The 19,597-nt window shown below is 73.7% G+C and carries 17 protein-coding genes; 12 read left to right on the forward strand and 5 right to left on the reverse strand.

The features are described from left to right. Positions 1 to 110: 110 nt before the first annotated feature. Complete coding sequence (locus OG896_RS04905; protein WP_329362723.1) at positions 111 to 527, reverse strand: VOC family protein; 417 nt, start codon at positions 525 to 527, stop codon at positions 111 to 113. Between the two features lie 227 nt (positions 528 to 754). Here OG896_RS04905 and OG896_RS04910 point away from each other — a divergent pair, with 227 nt between their 5' ends. From OG896_RS04910 to OG896_RS04945, 8 genes are all read left to right on the forward strand, one after another. Continuing rightward, a complete protein-coding gene (locus OG896_RS04910; RefSeq protein ID WP_329362725.1) occupies positions 755 to 1,603 on the forward strand; it encodes an aldo/keto reductase in 849 nt (282 codons plus the stop codon). A gap of 330 nt (positions 1,604 to 1,933) precedes the next feature. After that, a complete protein-coding gene (locus OG896_RS04915) occupies positions 1,934 to 2,119 on the forward strand; it encodes a hypothetical protein (RefSeq protein WP_329362726.1) in 186 nt (61 codons plus the stop codon). Between the two features lie 55 nt (positions 2,120 to 2,174). Beyond that, the gene (locus OG896_RS04920; protein WP_443057227.1) at positions 2,175 to 2,939 is read left to right on the forward strand and encodes a hypothetical protein; all 765 of its coding nucleotides are present in this window, start codon (positions 2,175 to 2,177) and stop codon (positions 2,937 to 2,939) included. Between the two features lie 104 nt (positions 2,940 to 3,043). Continuing rightward, positions 3,044 to 4,147, forward strand: coding sequence for a DUF6895 family protein (locus tag OG896_RS04925; RefSeq protein ID WP_329362729.1), 1,104 nt, complete (start codon positions 3,044 to 3,046; stop codon positions 4,145 to 4,147). Next, a complete protein-coding gene (locus tag OG896_RS04930; protein WP_329362731.1) occupies positions 4,144 to 5,067 on the forward strand; it encodes a DUF6895 family protein in 924 nt (307 codons plus the stop codon). The genes OG896_RS04925 and OG896_RS04930 overlap by 4 nt, the downstream gene beginning before the upstream one ends. Before the next feature lie 182 nt (positions 5,068 to 5,249). Then, a complete protein-coding gene (locus OG896_RS04935; protein WP_443057228.1) occupies positions 5,250 to 6,266 on the forward strand; it encodes a serine hydrolase domain-containing protein in 1,017 nt (338 codons plus the stop codon). Between the two features lie 250 nt (positions 6,267 to 6,516). Beyond that, a complete protein-coding gene (locus tag OG896_RS04940) occupies positions 6,517 to 7,899 on the forward strand; it encodes a DUF2252 domain-containing protein (RefSeq protein WP_329373713.1) in 1,383 nt (460 codons plus the stop codon). Between the two features lie 187 nt (positions 7,900 to 8,086). After that, positions 8,087 to 10,699, forward strand: a complete 2,613-nt coding sequence (locus OG896_RS04945) for a bifunctional FO biosynthesis protein CofGH (RefSeq protein WP_329362735.1) — start codon at positions 8,087 to 8,089, stop codon at positions 10,697 to 10,699. 177 nt (positions 10,700 to 10,876) lie between these two features. Here OG896_RS04945 and OG896_RS04950 read toward each other — a convergent pair whose 3' ends face one another. The 3 genes from OG896_RS04950 to OG896_RS04960 all read right to left on the reverse strand — a co-directional run bounded on the left by OG896_RS04950 (position 10,877) and on the right by OG896_RS04960 (position 14,453). Further along, on the reverse strand, positions 10,877 to 11,254 hold the full coding sequence (locus OG896_RS04950; protein ID WP_329362737.1) for a UBP-type zinc finger domain-containing protein: 378 nt from the start codon (positions 11,252 to 11,254) through the stop codon (positions 10,877 to 10,879). Further along, on the reverse strand, positions 11,251 to 12,693 hold the full coding sequence (locus tag OG896_RS04955; protein ID WP_329373715.1) for an ATP-binding protein: 1,443 nt from the start codon (positions 12,691 to 12,693) through the stop codon (positions 11,251 to 11,253). The genes OG896_RS04950 and OG896_RS04955 overlap by 4 nt, the downstream gene beginning before the upstream one ends. 77 nt (positions 12,694 to 12,770) lie before the next feature. After that, complete coding sequence (locus OG896_RS04960) at positions 12,771 to 14,453, reverse strand: FAD-dependent oxidoreductase (protein ID WP_329362739.1); 1,683 nt, start codon at positions 14,451 to 14,453, stop codon at positions 12,771 to 12,773. A gap of 231 nt (positions 14,454 to 14,684) precedes the next feature. Between OG896_RS04960 and OG896_RS04965 the strand changes: the two genes are divergently transcribed. Continuing rightward, positions 14,685 to 15,080 (forward strand): TOBE domain-containing protein, encoded by a 396-nt coding sequence (locus OG896_RS04965; RefSeq protein ID WP_328471907.1) that lies wholly within the window; start codon positions 14,685 to 14,687, stop codon positions 15,078 to 15,080. Positions 15,081 to 15,169: 89 nt separating this feature from the next. Here the strand turns inward: OG896_RS04965 and OG896_RS04970 are convergent, their stop codons facing one another. Then, the gene (locus OG896_RS04970; protein ID WP_329362742.1) at positions 15,170 to 15,970 is read right to left on the reverse strand and encodes a class I SAM-dependent methyltransferase; all 801 of its coding nucleotides are present in this window, start codon (positions 15,968 to 15,970) and stop codon (positions 15,170 to 15,172) included. 321 nt (positions 15,971 to 16,291) lie between these two features. Here OG896_RS04970 and OG896_RS04975 point away from each other — a divergent pair, with 321 nt between their 5' ends. The 3 genes from OG896_RS04975 (at position 16,292) to OG896_RS04985 (ending at position 19,513) form a co-directional block, all read left to right on the forward strand. Then, positions 16,292 to 17,611 (forward strand): cytochrome P450, encoded by a 1,320-nt coding sequence (locus OG896_RS04975; protein ID WP_329362743.1) that lies wholly within the window; start codon positions 16,292 to 16,294, stop codon positions 17,609 to 17,611. A 53-nt stretch (positions 17,612 to 17,664) separates the two neighbouring features. Continuing rightward, the gene (locus OG896_RS04980; protein WP_329362745.1) at positions 17,665 to 17,862 is read left to right on the forward strand and encodes a ferredoxin; all 198 of its coding nucleotides are present in this window, start codon (positions 17,665 to 17,667) and stop codon (positions 17,860 to 17,862) included. A gap of 454 nt (positions 17,863 to 18,316) precedes the next feature. Continuing rightward, a complete protein-coding gene (locus OG896_RS04985) occupies positions 18,317 to 19,513 on the forward strand; it encodes a GH12 family glycosyl hydrolase domain-containing protein (protein WP_329362747.1) in 1,197 nt (398 codons plus the stop codon). Positions 19,514 to 19,597: the final 84 nt, after the last annotated feature.

Genomic DNA, 19,597 nt, shown 5'->3' on the forward strand with positions numbered 1-19,597 from the left:
GCCGCCCGCACGGGTCCGGTCCTCGGTCGGCGTCTCCTGCACCCGATCCAACCAGCTCGGCGCGGTATGTCCACAGATCACCGGGTGCCCGGGATCACCGCTGCCCGCGATCACCGCTTGCTGGGCTGGTGGAAGCGCAGCATGTTGCCGGCCGGGTCGCGGAAGGCGCAGTCGCGCACCCCGTACGGCTGGTCGATCGGCTCCTGGAGCACCTCGGCGCCCGCGACGCGGATGCGCTCGAAGGTCGCGTCGCAGTCGTCGGTGGCGAAGATCACGGCGCGCAGCATGCCCTTGGCGAGCAGTTCGGCCATGGCCTCCTTGTCGGCGGGCGAGGCGTTCGGGTTCGCGAGCGGCGGTTCGAGCACGATGTCGACGCCGGGCTGCGACGGCGAGCCGACGGTGACCCACCGCATGCCCTCGAACCCGACATCGTTGCGCACTTCGAGACCGAGCACGTCGCGGTAGAAGGCGAGCGCCTTGTCGTGGTCGTCGACGGCGATGAAGCACTGGGAGAGTGTGAGGTCCATGCGCTTCACGCTACGGGCGGGGCCGCGCGGCCCGCTTCTCCATTCCTGACCGGTCCGCGCCGACCGGTCCACGACCGGTTCGCGACCAGTGCACGCCGACCGTGCTGCGACCGGTCCGCGCCGACCGTGCCGCGGGCGACATGGCGGGTGTCCCCCCAGGTCGCGCGGGGCGCAGGAGGACAATGGCGGGAACGTACAGCGATCGTAGGGAACGGAGTGGTCCCCCCATGTCCCCTGTTTCACCCGCCGCCACGGCACCGGTGCGCGAGCTCAACGACGGCACGCGGCTGCCGGGGCTCGGCCTGGGCACGTATCCGATGGACGACACCGAGGCGGAGCGGGCGGTCGCCGAGGCGGTCCGGCTCGGCTACCGGCTGATCGACACCGCGGTGAACTACGGCAACGAGACCGGCACCGGCCGCGGCGTGCGGCACAGCGGGCTGCCGCGCGAGCAGATCGTGGTCACCACGAAGCTGCCCGGCCGCCACCACGGCTACGACGAGACGCTCGCGTCGTTCGAGGAGTCCCGCAAGCGGCTCGGCCTGGAGTACGTCGACCTCTACCTGATCCACTGGCCGCTGCCGAGGGTGGACAAGTACGTCGACTCCTGGCGGGCGATGGTCAAGCTGCGCGAGGAGGGCGCGGTGCGGTCGATCGGGGTCTCGAACTTCACCGCCGCGCACATCGACCGGCTGGAGCGCGAGACGGGCGTGCTGCCGTCGGTGAACCAGATCGAGATGCACCCGCTGTTCCCGCAGGAGGAGTTGCGCGGTCAGCTCGCCGGCAAGGGCGTGGCGGTGGAGAGTTGGAGCCCGCTCGGCCGTGGCAGCGACCTGCTGGCCGACCCCGCGGTGAAGGCGGTCGCCGAGGCGCACGACCGCACGCCCGGCCAGGCGGTGCTGCGCTGGCACACCCAGCTCGGCGCGGTGCCGATCCCCAAGTCGGGTGACCCGCAGCGGCAGCGCGACAACCTGGACATCTTCGGATTCGAGCTGTCCGAGGAGGAGTTGGCGACGATCACGGCCGGCGAGCGGCGGCGGCTGGGCGGCGACCCGGAGCAGCACGAGGAGTTCTGAGCGGCGGGCCCGCGCGCGCGACGGGTGCTCGACACGTGGGGCGCCTGACCGCGTGGGGCACCCGGCCGCGTGGGGCGCCTGACTACGTGGGCCCCTGCCTACGTGGCGCCCCCGGCCGCGTGGGGCTCGACGTGTGCGCTTACGGTCCGGGGCACGGCCGGCGCGCTACGGGGTGCGCGGCGGCGGGCGCAGCGGGCGGCCCGCGACGCGCGGATCGCCGTCCCAGCAAGGGCCGGGAGCACGACACGCCCGGGGACAAATGTCGCATTTGCGGGCTATTGAACCGAATGCCATCCTGAAGATCCAAGCCGATCAAGAGGAGATGGTCCCATGGCTTCGGAGCTGACAGCCCCGGTCGAGACGGCAGCCCTTGCCGCTGAGGTCGAAGGACTGCTGGATTCCGCAGAACCGGAAGGCATCTACCGCGACACCCGTGAGTGCGGCGCAGGACTCCTGCTCGCGGGCCTGCTTCTGATCTCACCGCCTACCCCGCGTCCGAAGACGGACACCCGCTGACGCGGAAGGCGACACGTTGGCCGAGCAGCCGCAAGGGAACACCTCGCTGAGCGCTGTGGTCGCCGACATCGCCACGGGAGTCGTGCTCGCCCTCGACGGCGGGCACGACTCCTACGCGCTGTCGGGTGTCCTCGCGCAGGACGACCCGGTCGCACTCGCCGCGATCAGGGTCCTGGGGGCGGATGTGCTGGCGCCGTACGCGCCGGCCGCCGACACGACGAGCAGCCGGGCCGCGGGGCGCGGCGACGCGACGCGCCCGGGCGGAGCCGGCCTCGCGGACGAGGCGATCGTGCGGAAGGCGCTCGCCGCCTATCCGCCGGCCGCCGACGCCTCCGACGTGTCCGTGTGGAGCTACCGGGGGCTGGTGGAGGCGTCCCGCGCCTTCCTGCCCGGGAGTTCCGGCGCGGGCGGATACGGCGCGGGTCACAGCGTGGGCGGTTCCGGCGACGGCGGACAGGACGGCCGGCCGGCCGAGCCGCAGGCGGGCACCGACTGGCTGTACTCCGACCCGTGGCCCAAGCTCGCCCACCGGGCCTCCCAGCTCGGCGCCCTGTCGCTGCCCGGCCTGGCACCCGCCATCGCCGACGGGCTGACCGCGCGCACCGAGGACCTGGCCCGCGGCTTCGTCCGGGCGGTCCGCCGCCGCGACTGGCTCCAGGCCGCGGGCATCGGGCGCTGGCTGGCCCGGGTACCGGACGTACCGGACTCCCTCGGGCTGGACACGGGGCTGGTCTACGTCCTGCGGATGAGCGGCGGCGACCCCCGGGTGGCCCTGCACGCCGCGGTCGCCCGGCGCTTCTACGGGCGCGGGGCGCGGTGAGCGCGGGCGGGGGCGGGGCCACGGGACCGGGCGCGGGTGCGGCCGCGTCCGGTCCGGCTCGGCCGGGGGCGGGGGCAGGGGCAGGGGCGGCGGAAGCGCCGGGCGTGTCGGACCGGGTCGGCGCCACGCGGGCCGCGCCGGGCCGAGACCGCCAAGTCCCCCCGGGCTCACCGGACTTCCCCGCCCGACCCGGCGCCCAGGGCGAAGTACCCCACCCGGACGCCGAGTTGCTGGACCGGATCGCGGCCGGCGCGCTCGCCCGGATCGACGCGATGCGGCCGTCCTTCCGGCTGCCGGCCGACGTGGCCACCGACGCCGACCCGAACCTCACGCTCAAACCGCTGGGCGAGCTGGCCGAGTTGACCGACGTGGTGCGCGGCTGCCACCCCCAGCCGGAGGTGCGCGCCCTGGCCGACGACCTGTTCGCCTTCGCCTGGAAGGAGACCCGCGGCGGCGAGCTCTTCGCCGACCTGGTCCGCGGCGAACCGCAGGCGACCTACCCGGTCGAGTTGTACGGGGTGTTCGCCCGGGCCGGCCTGCGCAACCCGGCCGCCGAGGAGCTGATGGCGGCCACCACCGGGCTGCGGCTGTGGCAGCTCGCCCGCGAGGACCACACCCGCACGCTCAACGTCCTCAACGCCGAGCGGCGGATCGGCCTGCCGCCGCACGCCGACTTCGCCGCCGTGCTCGCGCGGACCGGCCTGGGCTGCCGACCCGAGCCGTGGGCGCTGGACCTGCGCACCGCGTACGGCGTCACCCACGACGTCTACCACGTCACCGACTGGGGCCGCGCCCCGCACCGGATGGCCGAACCCGTCGCCGGCTACCTGCGGTTGTGGCTGCCGGCGTGGACCACGAGCTGGCTGGAGGAGCGGCAGTGGGACCTGGCCGGCGAACTCCTCGCCGTTGCCGCGTGCACGCCGGGCGCGCCGTACGACCCGGCGGCCTGGCGGGTGCTGGCGGCGGCGCAGCGCCCGGACGGCGCCGTGCCCGAGACCGGTGACGGGCCGCCCGAAGGCGCCCCGCCCGAGGAGGAGTTCACCGGCTGCTACCACTCCACGCTGGTGATCGCCTTCGCCGCGACCCTGGCGCGTACCGCTCCTGCCGCGCTCGCGGAGAACGCCGCCCCCGCCGCTTCCGCCGCACCCGCGTCCCCGTCCGCACCCGCACCCGCACCCGCACCCGCCGAGAGCGAGGTCCTGCCGTGACCGCCGCATCCCCCGCGCTCCTGCACCGTGTCGGCGACCAGGCACTCGCCTGGCTGCACGCCAACCGCGAGTACTTCCGGCTCACCGACGACGACCGCGAAACGGGCCGCGGTCTGGTCGAACGCCTCAAGCCCATCGGCGAGTTGGCGATCAACATGCGGGTCCTGGCCCGCGAGGGCATCGCCGGCTCGCGGCAGCACGACATCTCCGTGCGGCTGCTCGACTACGCCTGGCGGGACCTGCTCGACGGCGGCAACGTGCTGGCCGAGCTCCAGGCCCAGGAACCGCTCTCCCCGGTGCCGCTGGAGATCTACGGCAGCCTGCACGAACTCGGCCACCGCCACCCGGGATTGGAGGCAGCGATCGACCTCGCCCGCACCACCGCGAGCTGGCAGGCGGTCGAGATGCTGCCGAACCGGCGGCTCGGCCTGCTCAACGCGGAACGCAAGCTCGGGCTGGTCCCCAGCGGCGACTTCGAACAGGCCGTCGCCGCCACCTGGCTGGGCCGCACGCCGGAGCCGTGGACGGCGCAGTTCCACATCGCGTACGACGTCACGCACACCGTCTTCCACCTCACCGACTGGGGCGCGGAGCCGGACCGGCTGCCGCCGCGGATCGCCTCCTACCTGGCGCTGTACCTGCCCGCATGGGCCACGGACTGGGCCGAGTTGGAGCACTGGGACCTGCTGGGCGAGCTGCTCGTGGTCGACGCGTGCCTGCCCCGGCCGACGCTCGACGCGCAGCTGTGGGAGCGGTACGCGGCCGCGCAGTCCGCCGACGGCGCGATGCCCGTACAGCACGAGATGCCCACCGGGAGCCCGGCCGCGGTCTTCGACATCGTCCACCACCCCACGCTGGTCGCGGCGTTCGCCTCCGCGATGGCCACCTCCCGGGCGCTGTCGTCGGACGTCGCCGCGTGAGCGGGCCCGCGGCAAGGCGGCCCGCTTCCGCCCCGCACCCGGCCGCCCCCGGCTCCCGCCCCGGCCACGGAACCGACACGGAGGCCGGCGACGACACCGGCACCGGCACCGGCAGCCGCAGCTCGCGTGCCGAAACCGGAGGCGCAACCGGGGCCGACCCCGAAGCCGATGTCGCCGCCCGGCTGGAGGAGGCGCTGACGCAGGTCCGCGCGCCCGACCTGGTGCTGGCCGTCAGCCGCGCCGGCCGCCGGACCGTCGCCACCGGCGGCACCGCCGACCCCCGGCTGCCGCGCACGTCGCTCAGTTACGAACTGGGCTCGCTCTCCAAGACGTTCACGGTCCTGCTGCTCGCCGAACTGGCCCGGGAGGGGGCGCTCGGCCTGGACGACCGGCTCGCCGCACACCTGCCGGGGCTGGAACTTCCGCACCCCGACTCCCGCGCCATCACCCTGCGGCACCTGGCCACCCACACCTCCGGGCTGCCCCGGGTGCCGCGCGACCTGATCCCCGGCGCGCTGCTGCGGCCGTACACCAACGGCTACGCCGGCTACGACCGCGAGCGGCTGCTGCGCGCCTTCGCCCGTACCCGCACCCGGCACGCCCCCGGCAGCCACTGGCACTACTCCAACCTCGGCCTCGCCCTGCTCGGCCCGGCCCTGGAGGGCGCCGTGGGCAGCGACTACGCCACCCTCCTGACCGAGCGCGTGCTGCGCCCGCTCGGCCTGGCGCGGACCACCATCGGCCCCGCCCCCGCGGGCAGCCCCGCCGCCACCGCGGCGATCGGCCACCGCCCCGACGGCCGTACCCCGCTGCCCCCCACCGACATGGCGGCGTTCACCTCGGCCGGTGCGATCCGTGCCACCCCCGGCGACCTGCTGCGCTACGCCGAAGCCCTCCTCTCCCCCGACGCGCCCAGCACCCCCGCGCCCCTGCGCGACGCCCTGCGCGACGTCCAGGTCCCCCAGCTCCGGCGCGGCCTGGGCCACCGCCACACCCACACCCTCACCTGGTACCTGCACCCGGCCTCCGGCGGCCCGATCCTCTTCCACGCCGGCGCGACCTTCGGCCACCAGTCCTTCCTCGGCTTCCATCCGGCCACCGCGACCGCCGTCATCGGCACCGCCACCCGCCACGACCGCACCTGCGCCCTGATCAACACCTGCTACACCCTCCTCCACTCCCTCACCACGCCCACCTAGAGCGCGGGGCCGCACCCAGGCCGGGTGAACGGCGAGGACCCGGGAGGTGGGCCGACCCGTCGTGCCCTAGAGTCCCGATAAAAGGGAAGAAAGACCACAGAACCTCCTCATTCATCCGTGCAGAGATCAGGAAGGTCCGGCGATGGCGGAGACCCGAGCGGCGAGGGCGAAAGGCGGGCGCGCGGCGGACCGGACCGGCTCCCGGTCGGGGTCCGGGCGGGCCGGGATCGTCACCGTGAGCGGCACCCACATGCCCTCCCCCGAGGAACGGGCCCGGCTGGGCAAGGCGGCGCGAGCGCACGCGCCGCGCTCCGCGCACGCGGAGTTCGCCCCGCCCCGGAACCGTACCGACCCGGTGGACACCGTCGAACGGCAGTCGGCGACCCGGCTGCCGGAGCTGGTTCCGCTCCGCTACGGCCGGATGCTCGAGTCGCCGTTCCGCTTCTACCGAGGCGCGGCCGCCATCATGGCCGAGGACCTCTCCCGCACCCCCGTGTCCGGTTTCCGCACCCAACTGTGCGGCGACGCACACCTGATGAACTTCCGGCTGCTCGCCTCCGCCGAGCGCAACCTGCTCTTCGACCTCAACGACTTCGACGAGACGCTGCCGGGCCCGTGGGAGTGGGATGTCAAGCGGCTGGCCGCCAGCATGGTGATCGCCGCGCGCGAGAACGGCTTCGACGACGCGGAGCGCCGTACGATCGTGCGCGCCACCGTCAGGTCGTACCGCGAGCAGATGTGGCGCTTCGCCGGGATGCGCGACCTGGACGTCTGGTACGCCAGGGCCGACGCCGACATGCTCAAGGAACTGGCCGGGGGCCGGCTGCGGGCGCGCGGGCGCAGGAAGCTCTCCGCGCAACTCGCCAAGGCGCGCGGCCGCGACAGCCTCCAGGCCGCCCGCAAGCTCACCGAGGTCGTCGGAGGCCGGCCGCGGATCATCTCCGACCCGCCCATGCTCTCCCGCCTCGACGACCTGCTGCCCGGCGCGGAGAGCGTCCAGGTCGAGGAGTTGCTGCGCGGCCTGCTCACCGGTTACCAGCGGTCCCTGGAACCCGATCGGCAGCATCTGCTGGAGCAGTTCGGGGTGGTGGACATGGCGCGCAAGGTGGTCGGCGTCGGCAGCGTCGGCACTCGCTGCTGGGTCGTGCTCCTGCTCGGCCGCGACAGCGGGGACCCCCTGTTCCTCCAGGCCAAGGAGGCGTCCGAGTCCGTGCTCGCGCCCTACGCGGGCGCGAGCCGCTACGGCATCCAGGGCAAGCGGGTGGTGGCCGGCCAGCGGCTGATGCAGTCGGCGGGCGACATCTTCCTCGGCTGGGAGCGGGCGCAGGGCATGGACGGGGTCCAACGCGACTTCTACGTACGCCAGTTGCGCGACTGGAAGGGCGTCATCGACCCCTCCCAGATGGTGCCCCTCGGCTTGCGCGTCTTCGGGGAGCTGTGCGGGGCCACTCTTGCCCGCGCCCATGCCCGGTCCGGCGACCGGATCGCGATCTCCGCGTATCTCGGCCGCGGCGACGTCTTCGACCGCGCGATCTCCACGTTCGCGGAGGCGTATGCCGACCAGAACGAACGGGACCACGCCGCGCTGGCGAAAGCCGCCAGCTCCGGCCGGGTCAAGGCCACGCGGGAGTAAGGAAGCCCGCCGGTCCGGTCACCGATACGCCCAGGTCAGGGCGGTGGAGGGGCCTCCCGGCGGCGCAACGTAGCGGTTCAGGAGCGGCCCTCGGTCGGTGGCGGCGAGAGCCGGCCGGCCTGCCGGGTAGTACGGGTGCCCCCTGGGGGCATCGGGTCGGGGGCGCGGGTGTGCTTATGCTCGGACAATGACGACGCGTGAACCTGAAGAGCCCGCCGCCGCGGGGACGGAGAGCCGGCCGACGGCGAACGCGATGCGCCGTGCGCTGCACCGCGCGGAGGAGGGGGTAGCGCTGGACGCCGCGGAGGCGGCCGTGCTGCTCCAGGCGCGAGGCGCGGACCTGGAACGGCTGTCGGCGGTGGCCGGGCGGGTGCGGGACGCCGGACTGGCCGCGGCGGGCCGGCCGGGCGTGATCACGTACTCGCGGAAGGTCTTCATCCCGCTGACCCGGCTGTGCCGGGACAAGTGCCACTACTGCACCTTCGTCACGGTGCCCGGGAAGCTGCGGCGGGCCGGCGAGGGGATGTTCCTGTCGCCGGACGAGGTGCTGGACATCGCCCGGCGCGGCGCCGAAATGGGCTGCAAGGAGGCGCTGTTCACGCTCGGCGACCGCCCGGAGGACCGCTGGCCGGAGGCCCGGGAGTGGCTGGACGCGCACGGCTACGACGACACGCTCGCGTATGTGCGGGCGATGGCGGTGCGGGTGCTGGAGGAGACCGGGCTGCTGCCGCACCTGAACCCGGGGGTGCTCGGCTGGACCGACCTCCAGCGGCTGAAGCCGGTCGCGCCGTCGATGGGCATGATGCTGGAGACGACCGCGACCCGGCTGTGGTCGGAGCCCGGCGGCCCGCACCACGGCTCGCCGGACAAGGAGCCCGCGGTCCGGCTGCGGGTGCTGGAGGACGCCGGCCGCTCCAACGTGCCGTTCACCACCGGCATCCTGATCGGGATCGGGGAGACGTACACCGAGCGGGCCGAGTCGCTCTTCGCGATCCGCCGCACCTCCCGGCAGTACCACGGCATCCAGGAAGTCATCGTGCAGAACTTCCGGGCCAAGCCGGACACCGCGATGCGCGGCATGCCCGACGCGGAACTCGGCGAGCTGGCCGCGGCGATCGCGGTGGCCCGGATCGTGCTCGGCCCGGCGGCCCGCATCCAGGCGCCGCCGAACCTGGTGGACGGCGAGTACGGCAGCTTCGTCGCCGCCGGCATCGACGACTGGGGCGGGGTGTCGCCGCTGACCCCCGACCACGTCAACCCCGAACGCCCGTGGCCGCAGATCGAGGAGCTGGCCGCGCGCACCGCGGACGCCGGCTTCACGCTCAAGGAGCGGCTGACGATCTACCCGGAGTACGTACGCCGTGGCGAGCCCTGGCTCGACCCGCGGCTGCTGCCCCACGTCACCGCGCTCGCCGACCCCGACACCGGCCTGGCCCGCGAGGGCGTACGGCCGCGGGGGCTGCCCTGGCAGGAGCCGGAGGACGCCTTCCCGGCGGCGGGCGGGCGCACCGACCTGCACCGGACCATCGACACGCAGGGGCGCAGCGCCGACCGGCGCGACGACTTCGACGACGTGTACGGCGACTGGGCGGAGTTGCGCGAGCAGGCCGCCCCCGGACTGGTGCCCGACAAGGTGGACGCCGACGTCAAGCAGGCCCTGTCGGTGGCCGCCGACGACCCGACCCGGCTCACCGACGCGCAGGCGCTGGCGCTGCTGCACGCCGACGGCCCGGCCCTGGACGCGCTGTGCCGGATCGCGGACGACGTGCGCAGGGACACCGTCGGCGACGAGGTGACGTACATCGTCACGCGGAACATCAACTTCACCAACGTCTGCTACACCGGCTGCCGCTTCTGCGCCTTCGCCCAGCGCCGTACCGACGCCGACGCGTACACGCTCTCCCTCGACCAGGTCGCCGACCGGGCCGAACAGGCCTGGCAGCTGGGGGCGGTGGAGGTGTGCATGCAGGGCGGCATCCACCCGGACCTGCCCGGCTCGGCGTACTTCGACATCGCCCGCGCGGTCAAGGCCCGGGTGCCGGGCATGCACGTCCACGCCTTCTCCCCGATGGAGGTGGTCAACGGCGCGACCAGGACCGGCATGTCGATCCGGGACTGGCTGTCGGCGGCGAAGGAGGCCGGCCTGGACACCATCCCGGGCACGGCGGCCGAGATCCTGGACGACGAGGTCCGCTGGGTGCTCACCAAGGGCAAGCTGCCCGCCGCGACCTGGGTCGAAGTGGTCTCCACCGCCCACGAGTTGGGCATCCGCTCGTCGTCCACGATGATGTACGGCCACGTGGACCAGCCGCACCACTGGCTCGGGCACCTGCGGTTGCTCGCGGAGATCCAGCAACGCACCGGCGGTTTCACGGAGTTCGTGACCCTGCCGTTCATCCACACCAACGCGCCGGTCTACCTCGCGGGCATCGCGCGGCCCGGCCCCACGATGCGGGACAACCGGGCGGTCACCGCGATGGCGCGGCTGCTGCTGCACCCGCACATCCCCAACATCCAGACCAGCTGGGTGAAGCTCGGTGCGGAGGGCGCGGCGGAGATGCTGCGCTCGGGCGCGAACGACCTCGGCGGCACCCTGATGGAGGAGACCATCTCCCGGATGGCGGGCTCGCGTTACGGGTCGTACCGCTCGGTGCGCGACCTCGTCGCGATCGCCGACGCGGCCGGCCGGCCCTCCCGCCCGCGCACCACCCTGTACGGGGAGGTGCCGGAGGAGCGGACCGCCGCGGCGCTCGCCTCTGACGGGCACCTGCCGGAGCTGCTGCCGGTGCTCGGCGACTGAGCCGGCGGTCACCGGCCGGCCGGCGCGGATACGGACGGGCGGGCGGCGCGGACACGGACGGGCGGGCGCCCCGGAGCGGCGCCCGCCCGGTCGGTCGAGCCGGTCACGGTCGGACCAGTCGGTCGAGCCGGTCGCGGACGGGACGGTCGGTTGAGCCGGTTCGCGGTCGAGCCGGGCTCAGTTGAGCCGGTCGCGCCAGTCGGTCGGCACGCGTTCGGCCGGGCCGGGCACCGGCTGGTCGGCCGGGTGGCTCTGCGGCGCGGCGAGTCGGGGGCCGTCCTCGACGTACTGCTCCTTGGCGTAGTTCCAGAACCACTCCTCGCCCGGCTCGAAGCTGCGGATCACCTGGTGGCCGGTGGCGGCCGCATGGGCGCCGGCGTGCTGCGCGGGTGAGGAGTCGCAGCAGCCGATGTGGCCGCAGGCCGCGCAGCGGCGCAGGTGGAACCACCAGCCGCCGCCGGCCTCGCACTCCATGCAGCCGGTGCCGCTGGGCGGCACCGAGGGGTCGATGGTCCCGGAGGTCCCGGGCGTGCCCTGGTCGTCGGACGGGGTCATACGGCTTCCTCCTCGCTGTCCTGGCCGGTCTCGGACGTGCTCAGCGGCAGGCAGACCCGGAAGCGGGTGTCGCCCGGCTCGGACTCGACCGTCAGGTCGCCGTGGTGCTTGTTGACCACGATCCGCCAGGAGATGTCGAGGCCGAGGCCGGTGCCCTGGCCGACCGGTTTGGTGGTGAAGAACGGCTCGAAGATCCGCTGCCGGATCTCCGGCGGAATCCCCGGACCGGTGTCGCGGAACTCCACTACCAGGTTGCCGTGCTCCCGCCAGGTCCGCACGGTGAGCGTGCCCTCGCCGTCCATCGCGGCGACCGCGTTGTCGACGAGGTTCGTCCACACCTGGTTCAGCTCGCCCGGGTAGGCGGGGATGGGCGGCAGGGCGGGGTCGAACTCCTTGACCACCCGCACCTTGGCGCCGATCTTCCCGGCGAGCATCTGCAGGGTGCTGTCGAGGAGTTCGTGCACGTCGACCACCTGGTAGGGGGCGCGGTCGAGCTGGGAGTACTGCCGGGCAGCGTCGACCAGGCCGGAGATACGGGTGGTGGAGTCCTCGATCTCGTTCATCAGCAGCTCGGTCTCGACGGTGTAGTTCAGCCACCGCACCGCGCTCTCCAGCACCGCGCCGTCGACGGCCGCGGCGACCTGGTCCAGCCACTCCTCGTCGAGCCCGGCCTGGACGAAGGCCGGCGCCAGGTCCCAGCCGCCCGCGATGTCGTGCGCGTCCATCCAGTCCGCGATCGCGTCCTCCCGGTCGGAGGCGTCCATCGGGCTGAGCTGCTCGGCCTTCGCGACCCGCTCGGCGGCCCGCTCCTGGACGCTGACGAGGGTGTCCAGGTCGGCCTGCCGGTAGGGGCCGCCGGCGAGGATCTTCAGCTTGTGCCGCATCCCGGCCACCCGCTCGCGCAGCGAGGCGGTGGCCCGCAGCGCCGCGGCGGCCGGGTTGTTCAACTCGTGGGTCAGACCGGCCGACAGGGAGCCCAGCGCGAGCAGCCGCTCCCGCTGGCTGACCACCTGCTGGAACGACTTGTTGCCGAAGAACAGGCCCTCCAGCAGGTGCACCGCCATCGGGAACCACTCGGTGACGATCCGCGAGAAGTCGTCGGCCGCCAGCACGAAGAAGCGCGAAGGCGCGGTCACCCGCATGGAGTTGGTGTACCGCTGGGGCACCCGGTCGCCCAGGTACGCCTGGAAGGCGCCGGAGTACACGCCGCGCTGCGAGGTCCTGGCCACCTCCACGTCGTCGTCGCCGACCCGCCGGGAGGTCACCAGGGCGCCGTCCAGCAGCACGTAGAAGCAGGTCGCCGGGTCGCCCTCGGCGAAGACCGGGCCCGGCTCGATCGTCTCCACCCGGCCGATCCGGCACAGCTCGGCGAGCTGCTCGGGCGAGAGCTTCTCGAACAGGAAGAGCGTGCGCAGCTCTGCCGGGTCGCAGGGGTCCAGCGGGCGCTGCGGGGCCTGCGGGGCCTGCGGGGAGTTCTTCGGCGGGTTCTGCGGCGAGTTCTGCGCCGGGTTCTCGGTCACAGCCCCTCCAGGTAGCGGTGTACGAGCATGACGGCCATCGCGCCCTCGCCGACCGCGGACGCCACCCGCTTCGCGGACTCGGCCCGCACGTCGCCGGCCGCGAAGACGCCCGGCACGCTGGTCTCCAGGTGGTACGGCAGCCGGTCCGGCTGCCAGCCGGGCGGACGGCGGCCGTCCTCGGTGACGAGGTCCGGGCCGGTCAGCACGAAGCCGTGCCGGTCGCGGTGGACGGTGCCGTCCAGCCAGTCGGTGCGCGGCGCGGCGCCGATGAAGACGAACATCCGGTGCGCGTCGACCAGTTCGGTGCCGCCGGTGTCGGCGTCGCGCAGCGCCAGGCCCTCCAGGTGCTCCTCGCCGTGCACGGCGGTGACCGAGGTCCGGGTGCGTACCCGGATGGTGGGGATGTCGGCGATCTGCTGGATCAGGTAGTGCGACATGGACGCTTCCAGGGACGCGCCGCGCACCAGCAGCGTCACCGACTTGGCGTGCCGGGACAGGTAGACGGCGGCCTGGCCGGCGGAGTTGGCACCGCCCACGATGTACACGTCCTGGCCCTCGCAGCCGGCCGCCTCGGTCAGCGCGGAGCCGTAGTACACGCCGCGGCCGGTGAGTTCGGCCAGGCCCGGCACGTCGAGCTGCCGGTAGGCGACGCCGGTGGTGAGGATCACGCTCTGCGCGGCGATCGCCGAGCCGTCGGAGAACCGTACGGTGCGGGCCGGGCCGCTGGTCTCAAGTGCGTTGACCTCGCAGGCGGTCAGCAGCTCCGCGCCGAAGCGGGTGGCCTGGCGGCGGGCGCGGTCGGTGAGTTGGGCGCCGGAGATCCCGTCGGGGAACCCAAGGTAGTTCTCGATCCGCGCGCTCTGACCGGCCTGCCCGCCGGTCGCGGTCCGCTCCACCAGGACGGTGCGCAGCCCCTCGGAGGCGCCGTAGACCGCGGCGCCGAGCCCGGCCGGGCCGCCGCCGATCACCACCAGGTCGTAGAACTCCTCGGCCGGCGAGGTGGACAGGCCGACCTGCGCGGCCAGGTCCTGGTCGGACGGCTCCAGCAGCGCCTCGCCGCCCGGCGCGATCACCAGCGGCAGCCGCAGCCCGTCCTGCCCGGCGGCCTCCAGCAGCCGCCGGCCCTCCGCCTGGTCGGACTGATACCAGCGGTAGGGCACCTGGTTGCGGGCCAGGAACTCCCGCACGTCGGAGGAGCGCGCCGACCAGCGGTGCCCGACCACCTTCGTCTCGGGCACCGGGCGGTGGTCGGAGCACAGCCAGCTCTCCAGCAGGTCGTCAACCACCGGGTAGAGCTTCTCCTCCGGCGGGTCCCACGGCTTGAGCAGGTAGTGGTCGAGGTCGACCACGTTGATCGCGTCGATCGCGGCGCCGGTGTCCGCGTAGGCGGTGAGCAGCACCCGGCGGGCGCCGGGGTAGATGTCCATCGCCTGTTCGAGGAACTCGATACCGGTCATGTTCGGCATCCGGTAGTCGGCCAGGATCACCGCGACCAGGTCGCCGCGCAGCTTCATCTGCCGCAGCGCGTCCAGCCCGTCCTGCCCGGACTCCGCCCGCACCACGCGGTACCGCTCGCCGTAGCGGCGCCGCAGGTCGCGGGCGACCGCCCGGGACACCCCGGGATCGTCGTCAACGGTGAGGAGCGCGGCGCGGCGCGTGCCGGCGTCCGGCTCAGTCATGGGCATCCCGTCCCCGTGTTGTCGTCCATGTGTTCGGCCGTCTATGTCGTTCAGCGTAGTGGCACCGCCGGTCCGGCGCGCGAGGGAAAATCGGCGCGCGGACCCGGGGCCCGGCCGTAGGCGAGCGAGAGGCGGTACGGCGGAGTGCGGGGGTACGGGGCGGTACCGCGCGGTACGGCGCGGCGCGGGCGGATGCGCCGGTGGCGGGGCGGGCCGCCGTAGGCTGGCGGTATGCAGTCCTACACGATCGGGCAGGCGGCCCGGCTGCTGGGCGTCAGCCCGGACACCGCGCGCCGCTGGGCCGACGCGGGCCGGGTCACCACGCACCGCGACGACGCCGGCCGCCGGCTCATCGACGGCCGCGACCTCGCCGCGTTCTCCGTCGAACTGGCCCAGAACCCCGACACGGAGTCGGACACCTCGCACACCTCGGTCCGGAACGCGTTCCCGGGCATCGTCACGGCCGTCAAGATCGGCGACGTGGCGGCGCAGGTGGAGATCCAGGCGGGCCCGCACCGGCTGGTCTCCCTGGTCACGCGCGAGGCGGTGGAGGAGCTGGGCCTGGAGGTCGGCGCGGAGGCGGTGGCCCGGGTGAAGTCGACAAACGTCCATATCGATCGCCCGTAAGGGCCAGGAACCGCAGGTCAGACCCCGGGGCGGGGCGGGATGCCGCCGCAGGTGAGGCCCCGAGGTCGCGGGCGGGATGCCGCCGCGGCTCAGGGCGCCGCGCGGTCCGGCACCGCCCGGATCAGCACCAGCGACCCGTCCAGATACGGGCGGCGGCGCAACTCCCCGTACTTCGCGTCCCACGCGCCCGAGCCGATCGCCGCGCGCAGTGCGCCGGTGTACTCCTCGCACACCTCCGGCGGCACGAAGCTCCACGCCGAGCACGCCTGCCGGGCGCCGGGGTCGAGCAGGCGCTCCGGGCGGGCGTAGTACGCCTCGTTGAACCCGTCGGTGCAGTCGGCCGGGATCGGCACCGAGGTCACCGTGCAACTCCCGCCCAGCGCGGCCGTGATGGCCTCGACCGCCGGGTAGCGGCGCGCCTCGGTGTCGATCACCAGCGGCGCGTACTCGTAGAGCCAGAAGTCCCGTACCAGCGCGGGGTCGCAGGTCACGACGACGACCGGGCCGCGCGCCACCCGCCGCATCTCGCGCAGCCCGGCGACGGTGTCGCTCCATTGGTGCACGCTGAACGTGGTCATCGCGGCGTCGAACCGGTCGTCGGCGAAGGGCAGTTGCTCCGCGGTGCCGGCCACCGCGGGCGGCAGGTGGGCGGGCCGCTGGGCGCGCATCGCCGCCGACGGCTCCACCGCGACCACCTCGGCGCCGGCCGGCTCGTACGACCCCGCGCCGGCACCGACGTTGACCACGGTGCGGGCACCGCCCAACGCGTCCGCCACCACGCGCGCGATCCGCGGGTCGGGCTGCCGGTACGCGCTGTACCCGCCGCCGATCACCCCGTAGTCCGCGTCTCCCGCGCTTCCGTCCGTCACGCCTTCCCGCACGTCTCCCATGCCTCCGAACCTACCCGCCCGCACCGCCCGGGTGGCCGAGCCCCCGCCGGGCGGGGCGGGCGGGCGGGGTTGGCCGGTTCTCCCCCGTCGCACCGGACTTCGGGCGGCTCTCGCGCCCCGTGGCGGCGCCGCACCGTCGGCTTCGGGACAGATTCCGCTCAGCGCCCGAGGCGCCCTTCCCTCCGCACGGAGCGTGAACTAACGTGACGTTTGGGTTAGTTGCCCCAAGCATCTAGTGGTATGGGCAACTACCCCGCGCGCCACAGCAGTTGCACCCCGCATCAGACATCTCACCCTCACCCCCGGAGGAGAGAGCCCGCCATGGCCGCAGCAGGACCGCACCCCGCCGCCCGCACCAGCCCGCCCACGACCACGCACCCGAGCCCCTCGACGACCCTGGACGCCGGCAGCGGCGCATGCCCCGTCACCGGCGCCGGACCGTACACCGCGCTCCCCGACCCCTTCGACGCCCCCGCGCCGCACGGGGCCTGCCCCTTCGACCCGCCGCCCGCCTACCAGCAGGCCCGGCGCGAGCGCCCGGTCGCCCGTACCACGCTGTGGGACGGCTCGTCCTGTTGGATGATCACCCGCCACGAGGACGTCCGCCGCACGCTGCGCGACGACCGCTTCAGCGCCGAGGCGCACCGGCCGGGCTTCCCGTTCCAGAACCCCGGCCGCAGGGCGCTCGCCACCGGCCGGCCGACCTTCATCCGGATGGACGACCCCGACCACGCGCGGCTGCGCCGGATGCTCACCGCGGACTTCATGATCCGCAAGGTCGAGTCGTTACGGCCGCAGGTCCAGGAACTGGCCGACGAGTTGCTGGACTCGATGACCAAAGGCCGCCACGAGGCCGACTTCGTCGCCGACTTCGCACTGCCGCTGCCGTCGGTGGTGATCTGCCTGCTGCTCGGCGTGCCGTACTCCGAGCACGCCTTCTTCCAGCGGTGCAGCAGCACCATGCTCCGCGCCGATGCCACCGAGGCCGAGGTGACCACCGCGCAGGACGAACTGCTCGGCTACCTCGCCGAGTTGACCCGCACCAAGCGGCACTCCCCGGACGACGGCATCCTCAGCCGGCTCGCCGAGCAGGGCGAGCTGTCCGACGACGAGATCGCCCGGATGGGGCGGCTGCTGCTGGTCGCCGGTCACGAGACGACCGCGAACATGACCTCGCTGTCCACCCTCGCGATGCTGCGCAACCCGCGCGAACTGGAGCGGATGCGCGCCGCCGGACCCGACGAAGTCAAGTCGGCCGTCGAGGAGTTGCTGCGCTACCTGACCGTCATCCAGGGCGGGGTGACCCGGGTCGCCACCGAGGACGTCGTCATCGGGGACACCGTGATACGCGCCGGCGAGGGCGTGTTGTGCATGATCAGTGCCGCCAACCGCGACGAGGACGTCTTCGCCGACGCCGACCGGCTCGACCTGGCCCGCCCGGGCAGCCGCCGCCACATCGCCTTCGGGTTCGGCGTGCACCAGTGCCTCGGCCAGCCGCTGGCGCGGCTCGAACTCCAGGTCGCGCTGCCCACCGTGCTGCGCCGGCTGCCCAATCTGCGGCTGGCGATCCCCTTCGAGGACGTCCGCTTCCGCCACGACATGCTCGTCTACGGCGTGCACTCCCTCCCCGTGGCCTGGTGACCGCGCCCCCGATCCCCCAGCCACCGCCCCGCCCCACGGGAAGGACCCCGCCCATGCGCATCCACGTCGACCAGGACAAGTGCTGCGGTTCCGGCATGTGCGTGCTGGCCGCGCCCGAGGTGTTCGACCAGCGCGACGCCGACGGCATCGTCGAACTGCTCGACCCCAAGCCCCCGCAGACGATGTGGGCCGACGTCCGCGACGCCGCCGCCGGCTGCCCCTCCTGGGCCATCGAGGTCGACGAGACCTGAGATTCCTCCCCCGGGAACCCGCGGGAGCCCGTGGGAACCCGTGGGGACCCGCGGGAGAGCGCTCTTCTGGTACGACGAACGGCCAGGAGAGCGCTCTCCCATGCCCGCTCCCCCGCGACACCGCCGCCTCGCCGCAGAAAATCCTCGTGGGCGCGCTCCCACGCCCCCGCCCCGCTGCCAGCGGGTTCGTCCCGCCGGCGACCGTCCGACCGATGCGTCGCTGGTCCGGACCATTGACACCCGCTTCCTGGATCTGACTTCATGGCTGGCGGTACGGCAAGCGCCCCCACGCGCGAGACCGGCAGCCGGCGAACGGTCGGCCGCCGCCCGGCCGCACCGTTCGATACCGAACCCAAGCCCTCCTTCCGCTGCGCGGGGCGGGTGCGGCGCCCCGCGCCATGGGAGCGCTCTCACCACCTCGCGGAGCCGGACCCCCACCCGAAAGGATCGGCTCATGACGCGACCAACAGGCCGGATACGGGCCGCCGCGGTGATCGCGGCCGTCTGTGCGGCGCTGTTCGTGCCCGCCGCCGGCGCCCACGCGACGGGCACGGCCGCCCCGGCGGACACCACCAACTGCCAGCCGCAGGGCTCGGTGAGCCTGGCCGGCGGCGAGTACACGTTGCAGAACAACGAGTGGAACTCCTCCGCGCCCCAGTGCGTGACCGCCACCACCGGCACCGCCTGGTCGGTGAGCACCGCGAACTTCGACCTCTCCGGCGGCGCGCCGGCCACGTATCCGTCGATCTACAAGGGCTGCCACTGGGGTGCGTGCACCACCGGCAGCAACCTGCCGATCCAGGTGAGCAAGCTGGCGAGCGCGACCTCGTCCTGGTCGACGGTCCAGCCCGCGACGGGCGCGTACGACGTGGCGTACGACCTGTGGACCAACTCCGCGGCCACCACCGGCGGCCAGCCGGACGACAGCGAGATCATGATCTGGCTCAACAGCCGTGGCGGGGTCTCCCCGTTCGGCAGCAAGACCGCCACCGCGACCATCGGCGGCCTGAACTGGGACGTGTACACCGGCCGCCAGACGTCATGGAACATCGTGTCGTACGTGCTCCAGGGTGGCGGAACGTCGGTCAACGGCCTGGACGTCAAGGCGCTGATCGACGACTCGGTGAGCCGGGGCACCACCGGCGCCGACTCCTATCTCATCGACGCGGAGGCCGGTTTCGAGATCTGGCAGGGCGGTCAGGGCCTGGGGACGAACTCGTTCTCGTTCGACGCGACGCAGGGCACCGGCACCGGGACCGGCGGCGGTACGACCGGGGCGATCCAGGGGTACGGCGGCAAGTGCGTCGACATCGCGGGGGCGAATCCCGCCGACGGCACGGCAGTTCAGCTCTACGACTGCAACGGCACCGCCGCGCAGCAGTGGACGGTGGGCGCCGACTCCACGCTGCGGGCGCTCGGCAAGTGCCTCGACGTCAAGGCGGCGGGCACCGCGAACGGCACTCCGGTGCAGCTCTACGGCTGCAACGGCACCGGTTCGCAGGTGTGGCGAGCGGGAACCGGCGGCACCCTGGTCAACCCGCAGTCGGGCCGCTGCCTCGACGCCACCGGCCCGAGTTCCGCCAACGGCACACCCCTCCAGATCTGGGACTGCGGGGGCGCCGCCAACCAGCAGTGGACGCTGCCGAGTTGACCGGGCGCGGCTGAACGGGCCGACCGGCCGGGCCGGTTGACCGCCTCCGGTCGACCGGGCCCGGGCCCGGCTGAACGGGCCAGG

This window comes from Streptomyces sp. NBC_00669, assembly GCF_036226785.1.
Lineage (GTDB): Bacteria > Actinomycetota > Actinomycetes > Streptomycetales > Streptomycetaceae > Actinacidiphila.